We start from the raw sequence: 20,419 nt of genomic DNA, 5'->3' as shown, positions 1-20,419 counted from the left end.
GCGCGGCGGGCGGTCTCAGGCGCGCGCCGCCAGCAGCTGCTCGATCACGACGGCCACCCCGTCCTCGTTGTTGGCGACCGTGCGCCCGGAGGCGGCGGCGACCGCGGCGGGGTGGGCGTTGCCCATGGCGTACGACCGGCCGGCCCAGGTCAGCATCTCGACGTCATTGGGCATGTCCCCGAAGGCCACGACCTCCTCGCGCGAGATGCCGCGCTCGGCGCACTCCAGGGCGAGCGTGCTGGCCTTGGAGACGCCGGGGCCGCTGATCTCCAGCAGGGCGCTGGGGCTGGACCGGGTGACGGTCGCGCGGTCGCCGACGGCGAGGCGGGCGAGTGTGAGGAAGGCGTCGGGGTCGAGGTCGGGGTGGTAGGCGAGGATCTTCAGCACGGGTTCGCCGGCGCTCGGACCGTCGGCCGCGAGGATCTCCTCGGCGGCGAGCAGGTGGTCCGGTATCTCCAGGTGCAGCTTGGGATAGGCCGGCTCCTGGTGGAAGCCGTACGTCTGCTCGATCGCGTACACGGTGCCGGGCGCGGCCTCGCGCAGCAGCCGTACCGCGTCCAGCGCGTTCTCCCTGGCCAGGTCGCGCACCTTCACGAAGCGGTGGGCGCCGGGGCGGCCGTGCAGGTCGACCACGGCCGCCCCGTTGCCGCAGATCGCCAGGCCGTGGCCGTGGACGTGGTCGCTGACGACGTCCATCCAGCGGGCCGGGCGGCCGGTGACGAAGAAGACCTCGATCCCCGCCTCCTCGGCGGCGGCCAGCACGGCGACCGTCCTCGGGGAGACCGACTTGTCGTCGCGCAGCAGGGTGCCGTCGAGATCGGTGGCGATCAGCCGGGGCGGGGTCGCGAAGGCAGGGGGCTCGGACTGTCGGGTCGCTGAGGTCACCGCGCCATTCTCGCGCATATGCCCGCACGGCCGTGCGGCCGGGCGCACAGATGAGACACAGACGACTCCGAAGCGTCCCCGGTCGTGCCCCGGCCTTGCTGGGCGGGACTCAGCCGAGCTGGGCCGGGGCCTCCATGGCGATCTGCTCGAAGACCTTCTGGTCGGCCGCGAAGTCCGAGTCGGGGATGGGCCAGTGGATCACCAGCTCGCTGAAGCCCAGCTCCTGGTGGCGGCCGGCGAAGTCCACGAAGGCGTCCAGGGACTCCAGCGGCCGGCCGCGGTCCGGGGTGAACCCGGTGAGCAGGATCTTGTCCAGCTCCGCCACGTCCCGGCCGATCGCCGCGCAGGCCTCGCCGAGCTTTCCGAGCTGACCGCGGAGCGCCTCGACCGACTGCTCGGGCGTGCCGTTCTCGTACAGCTTCGGGTCGCCGGTGGTCACCCACGCCTGGCCGTGCCGCGCGGCCAGCTTCAGTCCGCGCGGGCCGGTGGCCGCGACCGCGAAGGGCAGCCGGGGCCGCTGCACACAGCCCGGGATGCCGCGTGCCTCGTGGGCCGAGTAGAACTCGCCCTCGTACGTCACCGAGTCCTCGGTGAGCAGCCGGTCGAGGAGCGGCACGAACTCGGCGAACCGGTCGGCGCGCTCGCGCGGGGTCCACGGCTCCTGGCCCAGCGCGGTGGCGTCGAAGCCGTTGCCGCCCGCGCCGATGCCGAGGGTGACGCGGCCGCCGGAGATGTCGTCGAGGGAGATCAGCTCCTTGGCGAGGGGCACCGGATGCCGGAAGTTCGGTGAGGTGACGAGGGTGCCGAGGCGCACTCGGTCGGTGATGGACGCGGCGGCGGTCAGCGTCGGGACCGCCCCGAACCACGGGCCGTCCCGGAAGCTGCGCCAGGACAGGTGGTCGTAGGTGTAGGCGGTGTGGAAACCGAGTTCCTCGGCCCGCGTCCAGGCGGCGGCACCGCCCTCGCTCCAGCGGCGGTACGGGAGGATCACGGTGCTCAGACGCAGACTCATGCGTCCGAGACTAAGGGGACCCGCCGGAACGGCCGAAACGCTCACCGTATGCGGCTGCTCAGCCACGGTGTGAGCAGGTACGCGGCCAGCTGCTCCCGGTACGTGCGGTCTCCGGGCAGCGGTACGACCAGCGCGGCCGTGGGCGGGAAACGGCGGCCCCGGACGTGGGCCAGGTCGCCGAAGACGGAGTGCAGGAAGGCGGGCACGTCGTCGCGCGGGACGTCGTGGAAGTCCACGCCCTCGACGGTGATCCGCGCGTCGCCCTCCGGGAAGAGCCGCACGCTCACCCGGGGCAGGCCACCGAACTCGGCGTACGCCTCGTGCGGCAGCGAACCGTCCGGGTCGGTGGTGACCCCGAAGCCCGCCGCGCTGCGCCGTGAGGTCTGGTCGGCGCCGATGTCGTGCGTGACCTCGATCCCGCGTCCGTACTCGGCGGCGAGCGCGTGCAGCGCGCTGACGGCCGCCTCGGTGCTCGGAAGGTGCCCGTGTTCCCGGCGTTCGGAGTGGTCCATACCACTCATCATGCCGGGGTCAGTGGGGACGGGGGAAGTGCAGGTAACGCGGCGGTACCGCCCGCGTCAGCCACACGCCGTTCGCGCTGACGTGGAAGACGTGGCCGTCCCGGTGCATCGCGGCCGCGTCGACCGACAGCACGACCGGGACTCCGCGCCGGGCACCGACCCGGGTCGCGGTCTCCCGGTCCGCCGACAGATGCACGTCGTGCCTGTTCATGGGCTTGAGGCCCGCGCTCCGGATCGCGTCCAGGTTCCGTGCGACGGTGCCGTGGTAGAGGTAGGGCGGCGGGGTCGCCGGGGGCAGTCCGAGGTCGACGTCGATGCTGTGGCCCTGGCTGGCGCGGATCCGGGTGCCCTCGATCGCGAACCGCTGCTTGTCGTTGGCGGCGACGACGTGGTCGAGTTCCGCACGGCTGACCGGGAAACCGTGCGCCGCTGCCGCCGCGAGCAGCGTGTCGATCTCCACCCAGCCGGCCTCGTCCAGGCTGAGCCCGATGCGTTCGGGCTGGTGGCGCAGGTGTTTCGAGAGGTATTTCGACACCTTCACGGTGCGTCGCTCGTCCGGTGTTCCTTCGTTGTGTCTCGCGTTCATGTCCTCAGCGTGCCGGGCGAGACGGGGATCACGCAGATATTTTTCGCCGCAGGTTTGATCCACAACCAAGTGCGGTTATCCACAAGGAAATTGGCCGAGTTGTGGACAAGTGCTGGGCAGTTCACGGTGTTTCGTCAAGATCGTTAACAGGGTTGTGATCTGTGGTGAGGGCGTCCAACTGCCGTGCCCCGACCTCGCGTTCGGCCGCCAGTGCGATGAACTCCGCGATGCGGTCCGGGCCAACGAGACGTCGCACGGCCTGAATCGTCCCGGCGGGGAGGGATACCGGACGCGTCTCGTCCGGGGTTTTCGGCTGTTCCCCCGCACCGAGCCGGCGGCGTACCTCGCGGGTCGCGAACAGGCGCATGGCACGGGCCAGTTCGGCGTCCACCGTCTGCCGGGCCAGGGGGCGCAGGCGCCGTACGAGCGAGGCCGCCTCGGCCGCGCCTGCGTCGGTGCGGTGGTCGGGGTCGTCGAGGTAGCGGGCGAAGACGTGCTCGGTGGTGAACTCCAGGAAACGGGCGGCTATGTGCTCGACCTGGAGTCTCAACTCCCGCAGGTGCTCGGAGATCGCGGAGAGCGGGACACCGGCCCCGTACAACTCGGCGGCCACGGCGAGCTCCTGGGGGCTCGGGACGAGGAAGGAGCCGGAGCCGTCGGCCACCGGTTCCAGCACGCCCAGTGCCACCGCCTCGGCCACGGCCGCGTCGTCGGGAGTGCCGCCGAAGCGGGCGTCCAGGTCGGCGCGGGTCAGGCGCACCGGCTCCTCGTCGGTCCAGGGGCCCTCGGCCTCGGTGACGAGCCCGAGCACGCCGGCCAGGCCGCGGCCGGTGTCCCAGGCGTCGAGCAACTCCTTGATGGAGGCGAGGGTGTAGCCGCGGGAGAGGAGGTCGGCGATCTGGTGGAGGCGGGTGAGGTGGACGTCCGAGTAGAGGTTGGCGCGGCCCTGGCGTTCGGGGCGGGGGAGGAGGCCCTTGTCCTGGTAGGCGCGGATGGTCCGGACGGTGGTGCGGGAGAGGCGGGCGAGGTCCTCGATGCGGTGGGCGGGGGTGGCCGGGGGGTCGGTCATGTGGGGTTCCTTGGCTGGTGCGGGTGGGTGGGTGGGTGGGGGCCGGGGGTGGGGACGCTTGGCGGCGCCGGCCGGGTGCCTCCCCCACGCTCGGCTTCGCTCGCGCGGGGTGCCCGCAGCTGAGCGGCCCCGTAAGGGGCGCTGGGGGCACCCCCGGCCGAAGGCTGGGGGAGGAACTGCGCGAGCAACCCCCACCGGCCCGCAGTTGGACGACGGCCCCCTACAACTTCGGCTCCACGCGCGCGAGCCGCCTCAGCACCCCCGGCGCCACCCGCGAAAGCACCCGCATCCCCCGCGCCTCCGGTGTCACCGGCACCACCGCACGGTTGTGTTCCACCGCCTCCAGGATCGCCGAAGCAACCTTCTCCGGCGGGTAGTTGCGCATCCCGTACAGCTTGGCCGAGCGCTTCTGCCGGCGGCGCTGTTCCTCCTCGTCGACCCCGGTGAAGCGGGCGGTCGAGGTGATGTTGGTGTTGATGAAACCGGGGCAGATCGCCGTCACCCCGATGCGCCGGGCGGCCAGTTCGGCGCGCAGGCACTCCGAGAGCATCAGGACCGCCGCCTTGGAGGTGCTGTAGGCCGGCAGGGCCCGGGAGGGCTGGTAGGCCGCCGCCGACGCGACGTTCACGATGTGGCCGCCCTGGGCGCGGTCCGCCATCCGGGCCCCGAAGAGGCGGCAGCCGTGGATCACGCCCCAGAGGTTGACGTCCAGGACCCGCCGCCAGTCCTCCGCCGTCGTCGTGAAGAAGGAGCCGGACAGGCCGATGCCCGCGTTGTTGACCAGCACGTCCAGGACGCCGTACTCGCGGTGGACCTTCTCCGCGAGCTTCTCCATGGCCTGCTCGTCGGAGACGTCGGCCGTCTCCGCCCACGCGTTCGCCGCGCCGACCAGCCGGGACAGCTCGGCGGTGCGGGCCGCCGCCTCCGCGTCCCGGTCCACCGCCACCACCCGCGCGCCCGCCTCCGCGAACGCGAACGCCGTGGCCCGCCCGATGCCGCTGCCCGCGCCGGTGACCAGGACCAACTGGCCTGCGAACCGCTGGGCATGGCGGTCGGCGGGCTTCGGCTCCGGCCCCGGGCCGTCCTCCACGGACCTCACGAACTCCTCGATCCAGGCCGCCACCTGGTCCGGCCGGGTGCGCGGGATCCAGTGCCTGTCCGGCAGGGTGCGGCGGGTGAGCCTGGGTACCCAGCGCTCCAGGTCGTCGTAGAGGCGCTCGGAGAGGAACGCGTCGCCGAGGGGCGTGATGAGCTGCACGGGCGCGTGCGCGTACGGGTCCTCGCGCGGGCGGCGCAGCCGGGCCCGTACGTTGTCGCGGTACAGCCAGGCGCCGTGGGCCGCGTCCGAGGGCAGGGAGGACGTGGGGTAGTCCCCCGCGGGGAGCTTCTCCGCCCGTCGCAGGATGCCCGGCCAGGCCTTTCCCAGAGGGCCGCGCCAGGCCAGTTCGGGCAGGGCGGGGGTGTGCAGCAGGTAGACGTACCAGGACTTGGCGCCCTGGCCGAGGAGCTGGCCCACCCGGCGGGGGGTCGGGCGCAGCACGCGCGCGTTGATCCAGTGCCCGAAGTGGTCCAGGGACGGCCCGGACATCGACGTGAAGGAGGCGATACGGCCCTCCGTGCGCCCCACGGTGGCGAACTCCCAGGACTGCACCGAGCCCCAGTCGTGGCCGACGAGGTGCACCGGCCGCTCCGGGCTGACCTCGTCGATCACCGCCAGGAAGTCGTCCGTGAGCTTGGCCAGGGTGAAGCCGCCGCGCAGCGGCTCGGGGGCGGTGGAGCGGCCGTGGCCGCGGACGTCGTACAGGACGACGTGGAAGCGCTCGGCGAGGCGGGCCGCGACCGCGGCCCAGACCTCCTTGCTGTCCGGGTAGCCGTGGACCAGGACGACCGTCGGGTCCGCCGGGTCGCCCAGCTCCGCCACGCACAGGTCGACGCCGCCGGTACGCACCCGGCGCTCGCGCGCGCCTTCGATCCCGCTCACTTGTCCTCCGCCCAGCGCCGCACGTGCGGCAGATCGTCGTCCAGCCAGAAGGCGCTCTGCTCGGGGTCCCGGGAGTCGGTGACCACGAGGATCTCCTCGAACTTGGCGCCCGTACCGCGGAAGCCGAGGTGCGGTTCGACCGCCCACAGGCCCGGCTGCGGCGGGTGGTCGGAGAAGCGGTACGGCGACCACAGGGGCGACCAGCCCTCGCGGTGGCCGTGCAGCGCGTCGGCCGCGAGGCCCCGCAGGGACCGGGTGCCGAACCCGAAGAGATGCGGCGACCAGCGGCGCTGCTTCACCCGGTCCACCTTGTGGGCGATCACGCCGAAGGGATACGCGCGATGCCGGTTGGCGTAGCCCTGGCGGACCATCAGGCGGTCCACGTCCTCGTAGATCTCGCGCAGCGGACGCCGCTCGCGCACCTCGCGCAGGATCAGCTCCCGGTGCGCCTCCAGGTCGGCCATCAGCCGGTCCTGCACGGGGTTGGGTCCGAGGGATCCCGAGTAGCCGATGTCGGCCGTGCAACCCTCGTACACCGGGGCCAGGTCCAGGATGAACGGCATGCCGGGCGCCAGCCGGCGGTCGGTCGGGAAGAACTGCAGCGGTATGCGGAAGTCCGTGAACGCCGTGCGGTCGCCGAACCAGGCGAAGGGGAGGTGGAACCAGTCCCGCACACCCCGCGCGCGCAGCCACTCGCGCTGCATCCGGGCCGCCTCGCGCTCGGTGATCCCCGGCTCCAGCCGGGCCGCCACCGCCTCCGCGCACTCGTACGCGAGCCGTTGCACCCGCCGGAAACCCTGGAGCTCCGTGGCGCGTTCTTCCTTCGATGCCACTGCCGTCGTCATCCGCCCCGTCCCGTCCCCGTCTCCGTCGACTGCGGTACGTGCCCGTAACTTGACACTGGCGAATGTGACAGTTGTTAGAGGCGACGTCAATAGGCCTGGGCAAGGCCTGTGGATAACTCTGCGTAGCTCTCAGGCAGGGGATCCCCTAGGGCCCCGTAATACTCGAGAGTGATGTGAAGACGGCTCCAAGGTCTGACGACCGCAGTGGCGCGGGTCACTACCTTCTATGGCGTGACTGTGATCGCGACCGAAAGCCTGAGCAAGCGGTTCCCCCGGGTGACCGCGCTCGACCGGCTGTCCGTGGACATCGGACCCGGTGTGACCGGACTCGTCGGAGCCAACGGCGCCGGCAAGTCCACCTTGATCAAGATCCTGCTGGGTCTGTCCCCCGCGACCGAGGGCCGCGCCGAAGTGCTCGGCCTCGACGTCGCGACCAAGGGCGCCGCCATCCGCGAGCGCGTGGGCTACATGCCGGAGCACGACTGCCTGCCGCCCGACGTCTCGGCCACCGAGTTCGTCGTGCACATGGCCCGCATGTCCGGCCTGCCGCCCGCCGCCGCCCGCGAGCGCACCGCCGACACCCTGCGCCACGTCGGGCTCTACGAGGAGCGGTACCGCCCCATCGGCGGCTACTCCACCGGCATGAAACAGCGCGTGAAGCTCGCCCAGGCCCTGGTGCACGACCCGCAGCTGGTCTTCCTCGACGAGCCGACCAACGGCCTCGACCCGGTCGGCCGCGACGAGATGCTCGGCCTGATCCGCCGCATCCACACCGACTTCGGCATCTCGGTCCTGGTCACCTCGCACCTGCTCGGCGAACTGGAACGCACCTGCGACCACGTGGTCGTCGTCGACGGCGGCAAACTGCTGCGCTCCAGCTCCACCACCGACTTCACGCAGTCCACGACCACCCTCGCCATCGAGGTCACCGACAGCGACGCGCACCCCGACGGCACCCGCGCGGTCCGCGACGCGCTCCACGCGCGCGGGGTGGAGACGAACGCCGAGGGCGGCGGCCTCCCCGGCGCCGGCCACATCCTGCTGCTCACCGCCCAGGGCGAGGAGACCTACGACCTGGTCCGCGACGTCGTCGCCGACCTCGGTCTCGGCCTGGTGCGCATGGAGCAGCGCCGGCACCACATCTCCGAGGTCTTCACCAGCGACGACGAGCAGCGGAAGGAGGCGACCGTCCATGGCGGTTGACCAGCCCATCGCGGGACCGGGTGACCAGTCCCGCATCCACGACATCGGCTACCGCGGCTACGACGGCCCGCGCCTGGGCCGCGCCTACGCCCGCGTCTCCCTCTACTCGCAGACCCTGCGCGGCTCCTACGGCCTCGGCCGCTCGGTGAAGTCCAAGGTGCTGCCGATGCTGCTGTTCGCGGTGATGTGCGTGCCGGCGGCCATCATGGTCGCGGTCGCCGTCGCCACCAAGGCGCACGACCTGCCGGTCACCTACACGCGGTACGCGATCATCATGCAGGCCGTCATCAGCCTGTACGTCGCCTCGCAGGCCCCCCAGGCGGTCTCCCGCGACCTGCGCTTCAAGACCATCCCGCTGTACTTCTCGCGGCCCATCGAGACCGCCGACTACGTCCAGGCCAAGTTCGCGGCCCTGGCCTCCGCGATGTTCATCCTGACCGGCGCCCCGCTGGTCGTGCTGTACCTGGGCGCCCTGCTCGCCAAGATGGACTTCGCCCACCAGAGCGAGGGGTTCGGCCAGGGACTGGTCTCGGTGGCCCTGCTCTCCCTGCTCTTCGCCGGCATCGGCCTGGTCATCGCGTCGGTCACCCCGCGACGCGGCTTCGGCATCGCCGCCGTGATCGCCGTACTGACCATCTCCTACGGCGCGGTCTCCACCCTCCAGGCCATCGCCGACTCCCAGGGCAGCACCGGCGCCATCCCGTGGATCGGCCTGTTCTCGCCGGTCACCCTGATCGGCGGCCTGAGCACCGCCCTGCTCGGCGGCACCAACACCTTCCCGGGCGGCGACGGACCCTCCCACGCCCAGGGCGCGGTGTACCTGCTCGTCGTCCTCGGCCTGATCGCCGCCTGCTACGGCCTTCTGCTGCGCCGCTACAAGAAGGTGGGACTGTGACCACGCTCTCCATCGACCACGTCTCCCGCTGGTTCGGCAACGTGGTCGCCGTCAACGACATCACCATGACCATCGGCCCCGGCGTCACCGGCCTCCTCGGCCCCAACGGCGCCGGAAAGTCCACCCTCATCAACATGATGGGCGGCTTCCTCGCCCCCTCCACCGGCACGGTCACCCTCGACGGGCAGCCCACCTGGCGCAACGAGGCCATCTACAAGCACATCGGCATCGTCCCCGAGCGCGAGGCGATGTACGACTTCCTCACCGGCCGCGAATTCGTCGTCGCCAACGCCGAATTGCACGGCCTCGGCGCCAAGGCCGCCCAGAAGGCCCTCGCCACGGTCGAGATGGAGTACGCGCAGGACCGCAGGATCCAGACGTACTCCAAGGGCATGCGCCAGCGCGTGAAGATGGCGTCCGCCCTGGTCCACGACCCGTCGCTGCTCCTGCTCGACGAGCCCTTCAACGGCATGGACCCCCGCCAGCGCATGCAGCTCATGGAACTGCTGCGGCGGATGGGCGACGAGGGCCGCACGGTCCTCTTCTCCTCCCACATCCTCGAAGAGGTCGAACAGCTCGCCTGGCACATCGAGGTCGTGGTCGCCGGACGGCACGCGGCCAGCGGCGACTTCCGCAAGATCCGCCGCCTGATGACCGACCGTCCGCACCGCTACCTGGTCCGCTCCAGCGACGACCGCGCCCTCGCGGCCGCCCTGATCGCCGACCCGTCCACCTCGGGCATCGAGGTCGACCTCGCCGAGGGCGCGCTGCGCATCCAGGCCGTCGACTTCGGCCGCTTCACCGCCCTGCTGCCCAAGGTCGCCCGCGACCACGGCATCCGGCTGCTCACGGTCTCGCCGTCCGACGAGTCCCTCGAATCCGTGTTCTCGTATCTGGTCGCGGCGTAGGAGGCCGAAGATGTACGACCCCACAGTCGCCCGGCTCACCTACCGGGCCCTGCTCGGCCGCCGTCGGGCCCTCATCCTGGGCGCCCTGCCGCTGCTGCTGATCGCGATCTCCGTCGTCGTCCGCGGCCTCGCGGGCGCCGACGACCAGACGGCCGCCGACCTGCTCGGCGGCCTCGGGCTCGCCACCATGGTGCCGATCATCGGCGTCATCGCGGGCACGGGCGCGATCGGCCCGGAGATCGACGACGGCTCGGTGGTGTACCTGCTGTCCAAGCCGATCAAACGGCCGACGATCATCTTCACCAAGCTGATCGTGGCGATCGCCGTGACCATGGTGTTCTCGGCCCTGCCGACGCTGATCGCGGGCTTCATCCTCAACGGCAACGGGCAGCAGATCGCCGTCGCCTACACGGTCGCCGCGCTGGTCGCCTCCATCGCCTACGCCGCGCTCTTCCTGCTGCTCGGCACGGTGTCGCGGCACGCGGTGGTCTTCGGGCTCGTCTACGCCCTGGTCTGGGAGGCCCTGTTCGGCTCCCTGGTGCCCGGAGCGCGGACGCTGAGCGTCCAGCAGTGGTCCCTGGCGGTCGCCCACAAGGTGACCGGCGGCGACCTGGTCACGTCCGACGTGTCCCTGACGACGGGCACGGTGCTGCTGGTCGCGGTGACCGTCCTGGCCACCTGGTACGCCGGCCAGAAGCTGCGCTCGCTGACGCTGGCGGGCGAGGAGTAGACGTCCGCTTTATTGACGGGGGCTTCACCCGGGTCCGGGCACACTGGGCCAAAGGGGATGTTCCGTGGAGAGGAACGGGGATGGCCGAGGGTTTCCGGGACGCCGACGCAGACTGGGACGGCGTCGTCCTTGACGAGGAGTTCATACGGTCGGCGGGGGCGGCGGAGCCTTCCGCGCGAGCGCGGATGCTGGCCGCGAAGTGGCGCGCGGAGGCGCCGGAACCTCAGCCGTGGCGGTCGGACGAGGCGCCCGCGGGGTGGTTCTTCAGCAAGGCCCGCCGTAAGTGGTGGCGCCGGTAGGTGGTTCTCCGGCTGCGGGCGCGTGGGGGCTGATCGCACAGTGCCTCCCCCGGCCTTCGGCCGGGGGCACCCCCGGCGCCCCTGACGGGGCGCTCACCTCGCGTTAATTCAGTGGCACCCAACTCGGCTCACAGGCACAGTGGTTGTGTCACCCACGAGCCGGGAGAGGAGCCGGACGATGTCCATGCACGACAGTACGTCCCGCTCCCGTCAGGGCAGCCGTCGGCGGATCGCCGTGTAGCTGCCCGGGGCGGCCGCTTCGAGCACGCGACGTCGCTCTCGCGTGGGCCGCCCACCCGGAGGATTGGCCGAGTGGTAAGGCACCGGCTTGCTAAGCCGTGGTCGGGCCTGGAAAGCCCGCGCACGTTCGATCCGTGCATCCTCCGCAGACCTTGCACATGCCTGAGCCGGAGCGCCCCTTCAGGTGCGCCGGGGACCAGCCCCACACACCCGCAGACAGCAGACGGGCCTCAGCCCAGCAGACGCTCCACGACCACCGCGATCCCGTCCTCCTCGTTGGAGGACGTCACCTCGTCGGCCATCGCCTTCAGCTCTTCATGAGCATTGGCCATGGCCACCCCCCGAGCCGCCCAGGCGAACATCGGGATGTCGTTCGGCATGTCGCCGAAGGCGATCGTGTCGGCGGACCTGAGCCCCAGCCGGCGCGCAGCCAGCGAGAGCCCCGTCGCCTTCGACAGCCCCAGCGGCAGCAGCTCGACGATGCCCTCACCCGCCATGGCCACGGTGACGAAGCCCCCGGCCGCCTGCCGGGCCGCATCCGCGAGTTCGTCGTCGGACAGCTGCGGGTGCTGTATGTAGATCTTGTTCAGCGGCGCGGACCAGAGGTCGGCGACGTCCGTGAAGGGGACCGACGGGAGATGACCCGTCACCGCGTATCCCGGGCCCACCAGCACGTCGCCGTCGAGACCGTCACGGCTCGCCGCCAGGTAGAGCGGGCCGACCTCCGCCTCGATCTTCGCGAGGGCGACCCCGGCCAGCTGCCGGTCCAGCGTCACGGAGGTGAGGAGGCGGTGCGCTCCGGCGTCGTACACCTGCGCCCCCTGGCCGCACACGGCGAGGCCGTCGTAGCCGAGGTCGTCGAGGATGTGCCGGGTCCAGGGGACCGCGCGGCCGGTGACGACGATGTGTGCGGCACCCGCCGCGGTGGCCGCGGCGAGCGCTTCACGGGTGCGCGGGGAGACCGACTCGTCGGAGCGCAGCAGCGTCCCGTCGAGGTCGGTGGCGATCAGCCCGTAGGGGAAGCTCACCGGGACACCGGCTCCAGGACCTCCCGGCCACCCAGGTACGGGCGCAGCACCTGGGGCACGTACACCGAGCCGTCGGCCTGCTGGTGGTTCTCCAGGATCGCCACGATGGTGCGCGGTACGGCGCACAGCGTGCCGTTGAGCGTGGCCAGCGGCTTGACCTGCTTGCCGTCGCGGACCCGGATGGACAGCCGGCGGGACTGGAACTCGGTGCAGTCCGAGGTGGAGGTCAGCTCGCGGTACTTGCCCTGCGTCGGGATCCACGCCTCGCAGTCGAACTTGCGGGCGGCCGAGGCGCCGAGGTCACCGGTGGCGACGTCGATCACCCGGAACGGCAGCTCCAGCGAGGTCAGCCACTGCTTCTCCCAGGCCAGCAGGCGCTGGTGCTCCGCCTCCGAGTCCTCGGGGGCGACGTAGGAGAACATCTCCACCTTGTCGAACTGGTGGACGCGGAAGATGCCCTTGGTGTCCTTGCCGTGCGAACCGGCCTCGCGGCGGAAGCAGGGCGAGAAACCGGCGTAGCGGAGCGGCAGGCGCTCCGCCTCGATGATCTCGTCCATGTGGTACGCGGCGAGCGGGACCTCGGACGTGCCGACCAGGTAGAGGTCGTCCTTGTCGAGGTGGTAGACGTCCTGGGCCGCCTGGCCGAGGAAGCCGGTGCCCGCCATGGACTGGGGGCGGACCAGCGCCGGGGTCAGCATCGGTGTGAAGCCGGCCTCGGTGGCCTGCGCGATCGCCGCGTTGACGAGTGCCAGCTCCAGGAGGGCGCCGACACCGGTCAGGAAGTAGAAGCGGGAGCCGGAGACCTTGGCGCCGCGCTCGACGTCGATCGCGCCGAGCAGCTGGCCCAGCTCCAGGTGGTCCTTGGGCTCGAAGCCCTCGGCACCGAAGTCCCGGATCGTGCCGTGCGTCTCCAGGGTGACGAAGTCCTCCTCGCCGCCGACGGGTACGTCGGGGTGGACGAGGTTGCCGAGCCGGAGCAGCAGCTCATGGGCCTCGGCGTCGGCCGCGTCGCGCTCGGCGTCGGCGGTCTTGACGTCGGCCTTGAGCTGCTCGGCCTTCTTCAGCAGCTCGGCCTTCTCGTCGGCGGAGGCCTTGGGGATGAGCTTGCCGAGCTGCTTCTGTTCGTTGCGCAGCTCGTCGAAGCGGACGCCGGAGGACCTGCGCCGCTCGTCGGCAGAGAGGAGGGCGTCGACGAGCGCGACGTCCTCTCCACGGGCGCGCTGGGACGCGCGCACACGGTCGGGGTCCTCACGGAGCAGGCGAAGGTCAATCACGGAGCCAAGGCTACCGGTGCGGGGTTGCCCCCCACGAATCACTATTGGCACGTGTTCCGAATCGCGGCTTACGTTCCGTTATGGGGGAATTGCCGAGCGTGTCAATAAAAAGTGTCTCACTCCCCGGGACGGGGCAAGCCCGTGCCCCGCGGTTGACTGGATTCCCTTGTGGAGGGCGGGACTTGGCAGCGCAGTTGTCCACAGGAATCCACGCCCTCCCGAGAGTTATCCACAGGGTGTGTGGACGAGGTGTGGACTCCGGAATTGATCACTCCGCGAGCCGCCTGTGAAGAGAGGAATTCCCGCATCAAACCGGGACAACACCCTCTTTCGAGTGGAAAGGCATCGCTCCAAAAGATGAACCATGGGAAACGAGTGGACGAAGGGTGATGTGGGCGAGCGGGGCCGCGCCGGAGGCCTGTAGGCCGATTTGTCGACAGACTCATGTGCCGCTGTCGACTTGTCCCCAGGTCGAGACGGGCGCCTGTGGATAACCTCTGTGGATAACGAAGATATGAGGGTACGACCGGCTAGAAGCGGCCGTCCTGGCAGCGCGCCACCCAGTCCGAGGCGGCCACGAACTCCTCGTCCGACGTCCCTGGCAGCGTGGGCCCCACGGTCTCGCCGGGCCCGACGTCCGCCCGCGGGTAGGAGCCCAGGAACCGCACCTGGCGGCAGATCCGCTTCAGCCCCATCAGGGCCTCCGCCACCCGCCGGTCGGAGATGTGTCCCTCGGCGTCGATGCAGAAGCAGTAGTTGCCGATGCCGGCGCCGGTCGGCCGGGACTGCAGCAGCATGAGGTTGATGCCCCGGGTGGCGAACTCGCCGAGCAGGTCGCGCAGCCCGCCGGGGTGGTCGTCGTTCTGCCAGAGCACGACCGAGGTCTTGTCCGCGCCGGTCGGGGCCGCGGGCCGGGCCGGGCGGCCGACCAGGACGAACCGGGTCTGCGCGTTCTCCGCGTCGTGGATCCCGGTCTCCAGGGCCTCCAGGCCGTACCGCTCCGCCGCGAACTCGCCCGCGAAGGCCGCGTCGTAACGGCCCTCCTGGACCAGGCGGGCGCCGTCCGCGTTCGAGGCGGCGGACTCCCAGAGGGCGTCCGGGAGGTGGGCCCGCAGCCAGTTGCGGACCTGCGGCTGGGCGACCGGATGGGCGGTCACCGTCTTGATCTCGGAGAGCTTGGTGCCGGGGCGGACCAGCAGCGCGAAGGTGATCGACAGCAGCACCTCGCGGTAGATCATCAGCGGCCTGCCCGCGACCAGCTCGTCGAGGGTCGTGGTGACCCCGCCCTCGACGGAGTTCTCGATCGGCACGAACGCGGCCTCGGCCTCGCCGTTGCGCACGGCGTCCAGCGCGGACTGGACGGAGACGTACGGGATGAGCTCCCGGGTGGCGGCCTCCGGAAGCGTGCGCAGGGCGACTTCGGTGAAGGTGCCTTCGGGACCGAGATACGCATAGCTCGCTGGCATGTCCCTCACCCTAATGGGCGCAGGGAGACGCGGCTCACTTGTCTCATGGGATCCACTCGACCGGGTGGTTTGAAACCCGGAAACGCACCAATAGTGATCAGAAACCACTCTGGTATCGCTGCGACAGGCGGCTGTCACCCCTCCAACAGCCGCTGCCCCACATACTCCCCGGCGGCCGCACCGCCCGGCACCGCGAACAGGCCGCTCGCCTCGTGCCGGATGTACTGCGACAGCGCGTCCCCGCGGTCCAGCTTCCGCTGCAGCGGCACGAACCCGCGCAGCGGATCCGCCTGCCAGCAGACGAAGAGCAGCCCCGCGTCCGGCGTCCCGTCCGCGTCGATGCCGTCGTGGTACGAGAACGGGCGCCGCAGGATCGCCGAGCCCCCGTTCTGGTCGGGCCGGGTGATCCGGGCATGCGCGTTGATCGGGACGACGTACTCCCCGTCCGCCCTGGCCTTCTCAAGGTCCATCGCCGTCGTCTCGGTGCCCCCGGACAGCGGTGCCCCGGTCGACTTCTTCCGTCCGATCACGTTCTCCTGGGCCGCGAGCGACAGCTTCTCCCAGTCGTCGAGGAGCATGCGGATCCGGCGGACGACGGCGTAGGAGCCGTTCGCCATCCACGCCGGGTCGCTCGAACCGCTCGCCGGCACGAAGATCCGCCGGTCGAAGTCCGAGTCCGTCGGCTTCGGGTTGCGGGTGCCGTCCAGCTGGCCCATGAGGTTGCGGGCCGTCATGGGGTGCGCGGTGGCACCCGGGGTGCGGTTGAAGCCGTTCATCTGCCAGCGGACCTTCGCCGCGCTGCCCGCGTCCTTCTGTATCGCCCGCAGGGCGTGGAAGGCGACCAGGGCGTCGTCGGCGCCGATCTGCACCCACAGGTCGCCGTTGCTGCGCGACCTGTCGAGGTGGTCCGAGGAGAAGTCGGGCAGCGGGTCCAGTGAGGCGGGCCGCTGTTTCTCCAGGCCGGTACGGGTGAAGAAGCTGTTGCCGAAGCCGAAGGTGACCGTCAGCGCCGAGGGACCCGCGTCCCGGGCCACGTCCGTGTCGTCCTGCGTCATCGGCTCGCCCGCCATCAGCCGCTCGGCCGTCGTCGACCAGCGGCGCAGCAGCGCGGCGGCCTCGGTACGGCCCGCGCCCGCCGCCAGGTCGAAGGCGACGAGATGGCCGCGCGCCTGGAGGCCCTCGGTGATGCCCGGCTGATGTTTCCCGTGAAACATCGCCCGGTCGGAGCCGACCGAGCTGAGCGGGGTGGCCTGGGCGGGGGCGGCCGCGTAGCCGACGCCCGCGCCCGCCGCGCCGAGCACGAGCCCGGTGACCCCGGCGGTGCCGAGCAGCGCGCGCCGGCTGACGCCCCCGGCCGGGGGCTCCTCGGCGGCTGCGGTACGGGCCTCGGTGACGGACTGGGACTGTTCGGGCATGGTGCGGTTCAGCCGATCTGCGCGTTCTTGGAGACGGTCACCTGGTCGATGTCGGAGGTCCGTACGGTGACGGAGACCTTCCAGTCGCCGGCGATGGGGATCTGCACCCCGTTGGCCGCCCAGTGCCCGGTGGTGACGTGGTCGGGGTTCACGGGAATCGGTCCGAGCTTCTTCGCGTCGAGGGTGAAGGCGACCTTCACCTCGGGGATGTCGAAGGCCCGGCCGTTGGGACGCTGCACGTAGACGTGCATCTCGTTGCTGCCGACGGTCGCGGGGTCCAGGTCGACGCGGACGACGCCCTTGCCGTCCGTGCCGCCGGTGTCGAAGGACATGTCGAGGGTCAGTGCGCCCGAGGACGAGTTCGACGCCGAGGAGGACGAGGAGGCGGCGGTGGCGGCCTTGGCGTCCTGCTCGGTACGGCCGGGTTCGGTCTGCGTCAGCACGGTCGTGACCGCGAGCAGGGCGACGGCGACCCCGGCCTCGGCCAGCACCGAGCGGCGCAGACCGAAGCGGTGCGGGTCGGCGTCCCGGAGCCGCTTCTGCCGGGCGGTCTCCATGGCGGACTGCTGCCGGGCGAGCTGGGCGGCACGCTCGGGGGCGTCGTCGGCCGTGGCCTTGTCGGACACGGCGGTGCCGCCGGACCCGCCGACGCCGGACTTGGCGGCCTTGCCGGCGGCCTCCTTCGTGGCGGCGGACGCCTTGACGGTCTCCTTCGTCTCCGTCTTCTCCGCCGCTTCTTCCGCCACCGCCTCTTCGACGGTCTCCGTCACTCCCGCAGCCGCGAGCCGCCCCGTCCACCGTCGCGAGATGGACGCGATGCCGACGAGCAGCGCCACCAGTCCGATCTTGACCAGCAGCAGTTCGCCGTACGCCGTGTCGGTGAACGCCGACCAGGAGCCGAGCTGGCGCCAGGACTGGTAGATGCCGGTGGCGACCAGAGCGAGCACCGACCCGAAGGCGACGCGGGAGAAGCGCTGTACGGCGGCGGACTCGACCGGGGTGTCGGCGGGCGCCCGGTAGAGGGCGACCAGCAGGGCGGTGAGCCCGCCCAGCCAGGCGGCGACGGCGAGCAGGTGGATGACGTCGACGGGCATCGCGATGCCCGGCTGGAGTCCGGTGGAGGCGTGCTCGGCCATGGCCCAGCTCGCCGCGAGCCCGGCGGCCACGACGGTTCCGCCGACGGCCAGCCCGAAGGTCAGGTCGCGCTTCTCCTCCTCCTCGCGCTTGTCGTAGGCGCCGAAGAGGACGGCGATGAAGAGTGCGGCCGCCGCGAGCAGCAGCAGCCGGGAGACCAGGGCCGCGCCGGGCTTGGTCTGCAGCACCTGGCCGAGCAGGTTCAGGTCGAAGATGTCGCCGACGCTGCCGGAGGTCGTGTAGGAGCCGCGCAGGAGCAGCAGCCAGAGGGTGGCCGCGGTGAGCGTCAGCCAGCCGCCGACGACCAGGCGCTGCATGGCCCGCACGCCGGAGCCGCGCTGCCAGCAGGCGAGGACGAAGGCGGCGCCGCCGACGAGCACGATGTACCCGGCGTACGACATGTACCGCCCGAAGCCGTAGAGCCAGCCGACGACCCCGCCGCCCGCCTCCTGGTCCCCGACCGAGGCGACGGTCTTGGAGGGCGCCCCGACGGAGAAGGTGAAGGCGCCGGCGACGGGGTGGCTGTCCGCCGAGACGACCTGCCAGGCGACGGTGTACGTGCCCTTGGCCAGCCCGCTCTTGAGCTGCACGCCGTACGTCGTCCCGCTCAGGTTGTCGGGCTTGGCCAGGTCGACCCGTTTGCCCTTGGGGTCCAGGACCCGGATCGAGTTGTTGTTCATCGACACGTTCTCGGAGAACGTGAGCGAGACCTGGTCGGGCGCCTTGGTGACCACCACCCCCTGGGAGGGGTCGCTGCCGGTCAGCGCGGCGTGTGCCGAGGCCGGCCCGGCACCGGCCAGCAGCGCGCCGGTGACGGCCAGGAACAGCAGCACCAGGGTGCGCAGGCGGGGGGTGATGGTCCGCATCAAGGTCGGTCCTCCCTCAGTGTCCGGTCGAAGGGTTGTACGTGGCGGACTTCACCGGCATCTCGACGGTGAGCGGACCGGATTCGGCGAACTTGAGTTTCAAGGTGATCGTGTCGCCCTGTTCCGGGCGGCGCTTCAGCTTCTCGAACATCAGATGGTTGCCACCACTTTTGAACACGAGTTGACCGTGTGCGGGCACCTCGAAGGAGTTGACCTCCTCCATCGCCCCGCCGTTGGTCTCGTGCATGGTGATCTCACCGGCGGAGTCGCTGGTGACGGAGGTGAGCTCGTCCTTCGTGCCGCCCCTGTTGGTGATCGTCAGGAATCCGGCGGCCATGTCGGCGGAGACCGGCTGGGGCATGTAGGACGCGGCGACGGACAGTTCGGCCGCCGAGGAGCCCGAGGCTCCCGAGCCGCCGCAGCCCGCGAGGGCGAGTGCCCCCGCGAAGGCTATCCCGGTCAGGGCGAGGCGTTTTCCGGGGTTCGTGGGCCTCACGGGTTCTCCCCCTTGATGATCTTGGGGAGGTCCTTGGTGTAGTCGTCGACGGTGGCGTCCTCGCCGTAGAGGACGTATCCGCCGTCGGTCTTCGGCGAGAACGCGATGACCTGGGTGCCGTGCACCGAGACGACCTTGCCGGTCTTCTTGTCCTTGTGGGTCGGCTCGATGGAGATGCCGAGGGTGCGGGCACCGGCCTGGATGGTGGCGAAGTCGCCGGTCAGGCCGATGAACTGGGGATCGATGCCCTTGAGCCACTTGCCGAGCTCGGACGGGGTGTCGCGGGCCGGGTCGGTGGTGACGAACACGACCCGCAGCTTCGCCTGGTCGGCCTTGGACAGCGCCTTCTTGGCGACCGCGAGGTTGTTCATGGTCAGCGGGCAGACGTCGGGGCAGTGCGTGTAGCCGAAGTAGACCAGCGTCGGCCTGCCCTTGGTCTCCGCGCGCAGGTCGTACTTCTTGCCCTGGGTGTCGGTGAGCACCAGATCGGGCTTCTCGAACGGCGTGTCCAGGATGGTCGCGGCCTTGTTCGAGGTGTCCCCGGAGACCATGGTCACGGGTGACTTCGCGTCGTTGTCGCCGCTGCCGCAGGCGGAGAGGGTCAGGGTGGCGGCGGCGAGCAGCGCGGCCGCGGCGAACGTCTTCTTGCGCATACGAAAATGTCCCAGATGTGTGAGATCCGGCGCGCACCGGGGGGCGGTACGACAGCTGCCCGACAGCTGCGACGGCGTCGCCCGGCCCCCGGTGCGCGTCACGGACGCGGAACTCAGGCCTCGGTGCCGGTGGTGGACCGGCGGCGGCCGGCGAGGACGCCGTAGGCGACCCCGGCCGCGCCGACGGCGATGCCGACGACGCCGAGGACGCGGGCGGTGGTGTCGGTGCCGCCGGAGGAGCCGGAGTCGTCGGAGGAGGCCGTCGTCTCGGTCTTGGCCGCGGTGTCCTCGGCCGTCGTCGAGCCGTGGTGGTCATCGGTGGCGGCGGACAGCGCGAGGACCGGGGCCGGGTTCTCCGGTTCGTCCTGGCCCTTCTGCTGGACCTCGATCCACCGGACGACCTCCTTGTTGGAGTACGTCTGGACGGCCTTGAAGACCAGTTCGTCGGTGTTCTCGGGCAGGGCGCCCACGGAGAGCGGGAACTTCTGGAAGTAGCCCGGCTCGATGCCCTTGTCCTCGGCGGTCCAGGTGACCTTGGTGACCGCCTGGTCGATCTGCTCGCCGTGCATCTCCAGCGGCTTGGCCAGCTTGGACTTGGTGACGTCGATCTTCCAGCCGGCCATCGGCTGCGGCATCACGGACGCGATCGGGTGGTTGGCGGGGAAGTTGACCTCGACCTTGGTGGTGGCGGCGTTGTCGCGCTCGTTGGGGACCTTGAAGTCGATGACCGCGTAACCGCCCTTGGCGGCGGTGCCCTCGGGCTGCACGCTGACGTGTGCGAACGCGGGCGAGGAGACGGCCAGTACGGCGGTGCCCGTGACGGCGGCGACGGCGACGACGCGCGAGGCCTTCAGGGCGGACACGGCGGTCATGACGGTCATGACGGAAGCCTTCATGGGGAGAGCACTCCACT

20 protein-coding genes and 1 tRNA gene are annotated in these 20,419 nt (G+C 71.0%); 6 read left to right on the top strand and 15 right to left on the bottom strand.

Annotation, left to right across the window (positions count from 1 at the left end; translation table 11 throughout):
• Positions 1-15: 15 nt before the first annotated feature.
• The 7 genes from ACIQVL_RS16380 to ACIQVL_RS16350 all read right to left on the bottom strand — a co-directional run bounded on the left by ACIQVL_RS16380 (position 16) and on the right by ACIQVL_RS16350 (position 6,899).
• The gene (locus ACIQVL_RS16380; protein ID WP_403475611.1) at positions 16-903 is read right to left on the bottom strand and encodes an HAD-IIB family hydrolase; all 888 of its coding nucleotides are present in this window, start codon (positions 901-903) and stop codon (positions 16-18) included.
• 91 nt (positions 904-994) lie between these two features.
• A complete protein-coding gene (locus tag ACIQVL_RS16375) occupies positions 995-1,897 on the bottom strand; it encodes an LLM class flavin-dependent oxidoreductase (protein WP_403428416.1) in 903 nt (300 codons plus the stop codon).
• Positions 1,898-1,938: 41 nt separating this feature from the next.
• Positions 1,939-2,409, bottom strand: coding sequence for a hypothetical protein (locus ACIQVL_RS16370; protein WP_403428414.1), 471 nt, complete (start codon positions 2,407-2,409; stop codon positions 1,939-1,941).
• 19 nt (positions 2,410-2,428) lie between these two features.
• The gene (locus ACIQVL_RS16365) at positions 2,429-3,004 is read right to left on the bottom strand and encodes an RNA 2'-phosphotransferase (RefSeq protein ID WP_403428412.1); all 576 of its coding nucleotides are present in this window, start codon (positions 3,002-3,004) and stop codon (positions 2,429-2,431) included.
• A 121-nt stretch (positions 3,005-3,125) separates the two neighbouring features.
• Complete coding sequence (locus tag ACIQVL_RS16360) at positions 3,126-4,073, bottom strand: MerR family transcriptional regulator (protein WP_403475610.1); 948 nt, start codon at positions 4,071-4,073, stop codon at positions 3,126-3,128.
• 220 nt (positions 4,074-4,293) lie between these two features.
• The gene (locus ACIQVL_RS16355) at positions 4,294-6,054 is read right to left on the bottom strand and encodes an SDR family oxidoreductase (protein WP_403475609.1); all 1,761 of its coding nucleotides are present in this window, start codon (positions 6,052-6,054) and stop codon (positions 4,294-4,296) included.
• Positions 6,051-6,899, bottom strand: a complete 849-nt coding sequence (locus tag ACIQVL_RS16350) for a M24 family metallopeptidase (RefSeq protein WP_403428408.1) — start codon at positions 6,897-6,899, stop codon at positions 6,051-6,053. The genes ACIQVL_RS16355 and ACIQVL_RS16350 overlap by 4 nt, the downstream gene beginning before the upstream one ends.
• A 237-nt stretch (positions 6,900-7,136) precedes the next feature.
• Here ACIQVL_RS16350 and ACIQVL_RS16345 point away from each other — a divergent pair, with 237 nt between their 5' ends.
• The 6 genes from ACIQVL_RS16345 (at position 7,137) to ACIQVL_RS16320 (ending at position 11,320) form a co-directional block, all read left to right on the top strand.
• Positions 7,137-8,102 (top strand): ABC transporter ATP-binding protein, encoded by a 966-nt coding sequence (locus tag ACIQVL_RS16345; protein WP_403429065.1) that lies wholly within the window; start codon positions 7,137-7,139, stop codon positions 8,100-8,102.
• Positions 8,092-8,997: an ABC transporter permease subunit gene (locus ACIQVL_RS16340; RefSeq protein WP_403428406.1), complete on the top strand. Its 906-nt coding sequence runs from the start codon at positions 8,092-8,094 to the stop codon at positions 8,995-8,997. The genes ACIQVL_RS16345 and ACIQVL_RS16340 overlap by 11 nt, the downstream gene beginning before the upstream one ends.
• Positions 8,994-9,905 (top strand): ABC transporter ATP-binding protein, encoded by a 912-nt coding sequence (locus ACIQVL_RS16335; protein ID WP_403428404.1) that lies wholly within the window; start codon positions 8,994-8,996, stop codon positions 9,903-9,905. The genes ACIQVL_RS16340 and ACIQVL_RS16335 overlap by 4 nt, the downstream gene beginning before the upstream one ends.
• 10 nt (positions 9,906-9,915) lie before the next feature.
• On the top strand, positions 9,916-10,635 hold the full coding sequence (locus ACIQVL_RS16330; protein ID WP_403428402.1) for an ABC transporter permease subunit: 720 nt from the start codon (positions 9,916-9,918) through the stop codon (positions 10,633-10,635).
• 80 nt (positions 10,636-10,715) lie between these two features.
• Positions 10,716-10,934: a hypothetical protein gene (locus ACIQVL_RS16325; protein ID WP_403428399.1), complete on the top strand. Its 219-nt coding sequence runs from the start codon at positions 10,716-10,718 to the stop codon at positions 10,932-10,934.
• Between the two features lie 298 nt (positions 10,935-11,232).
• A tRNA-Ser gene (locus ACIQVL_RS16320) sits at positions 11,233-11,320 on the top strand.
• A gap of 84 nt (positions 11,321-11,404) precedes the next feature.
• Here ACIQVL_RS16320 and ACIQVL_RS16315 read toward each other — a convergent pair.
• The 8 genes from ACIQVL_RS16315 to ACIQVL_RS16280 form a co-directional block, all read right to left on the bottom strand.
• On the bottom strand, positions 11,405-12,202 hold the full coding sequence (locus ACIQVL_RS16315; RefSeq protein ID WP_403475608.1) for an HAD family hydrolase: 798 nt from the start codon (positions 12,200-12,202) through the stop codon (positions 11,405-11,407).
• Positions 12,199-13,476, bottom strand: coding sequence for a serine--tRNA ligase (serS, locus tag ACIQVL_RS16310; RefSeq protein ID WP_403475607.1), 1,278 nt, complete (start codon positions 13,474-13,476; stop codon positions 12,199-12,201). Before serS ends, ACIQVL_RS16315 begins: the two co-directional genes overlap by 4 nt.
• A 530-nt stretch (positions 13,477-14,006) precedes the next feature.
• Positions 14,007-14,942 carry a prephenate dehydratase gene (gene pheA / locus ACIQVL_RS16305; RefSeq protein ID WP_403428393.1) on the bottom strand — a complete coding sequence of 312 codons (936 nt, stop codon included), beginning with the start codon at positions 14,940-14,942 and terminating at the stop codon, positions 14,007-14,009.
• A gap of 134 nt (positions 14,943-15,076) precedes the next feature.
• Positions 15,077-16,357: an iron uptake transporter deferrochelatase/peroxidase subunit gene (gene efeB / locus ACIQVL_RS16300; RefSeq protein WP_403475606.1), complete on the bottom strand. Its 1,281-nt coding sequence runs from the start codon at positions 16,355-16,357 to the stop codon at positions 15,077-15,079.
• A gap of 8 nt (positions 16,358-16,365) precedes the next feature.
• Positions 16,366-18,360, bottom strand: a complete 1,995-nt coding sequence (locus ACIQVL_RS16295) for a copper resistance CopC/CopD family protein (protein ID WP_403475605.1) — start codon at positions 18,358-18,360, stop codon at positions 16,366-16,368.
• 13 nt (positions 18,361-18,373) lie between these two features.
• Positions 18,374-18,853, bottom strand: a complete 480-nt coding sequence (locus ACIQVL_RS16290; RefSeq protein WP_403475604.1) for a copper chaperone PCu(A)C — start codon at positions 18,851-18,853, stop codon at positions 18,374-18,376.
• Positions 18,850-19,506, bottom strand: a complete 657-nt coding sequence (locus tag ACIQVL_RS16285) for an SCO family protein (protein WP_403475603.1) — start codon at positions 19,504-19,506, stop codon at positions 18,850-18,852. The genes ACIQVL_RS16290 and ACIQVL_RS16285 overlap by 4 nt, the downstream gene beginning before the upstream one ends.
• A 113-nt stretch (positions 19,507-19,619) precedes the next feature.
• Positions 19,620-20,360 carry a YcnI family protein gene (locus tag ACIQVL_RS16280; RefSeq protein WP_403475912.1) on the bottom strand — a complete coding sequence of 247 codons (741 nt, stop codon included), beginning with the start codon at positions 20,358-20,360 and terminating at the stop codon, positions 19,620-19,622.
• Positions 20,361-20,419: the final 59 nt, after the last annotated feature.

The organism is Streptomyces sp. NPDC090499 (assembly GCF_044769305.1).
Taxonomy (GTDB): domain Bacteria; phylum Actinomycetota; class Actinomycetes; order Streptomycetales; family Streptomycetaceae; genus Streptomyces.
This window is presented reverse-complemented; position numbering and strand designations above follow the sequence as displayed.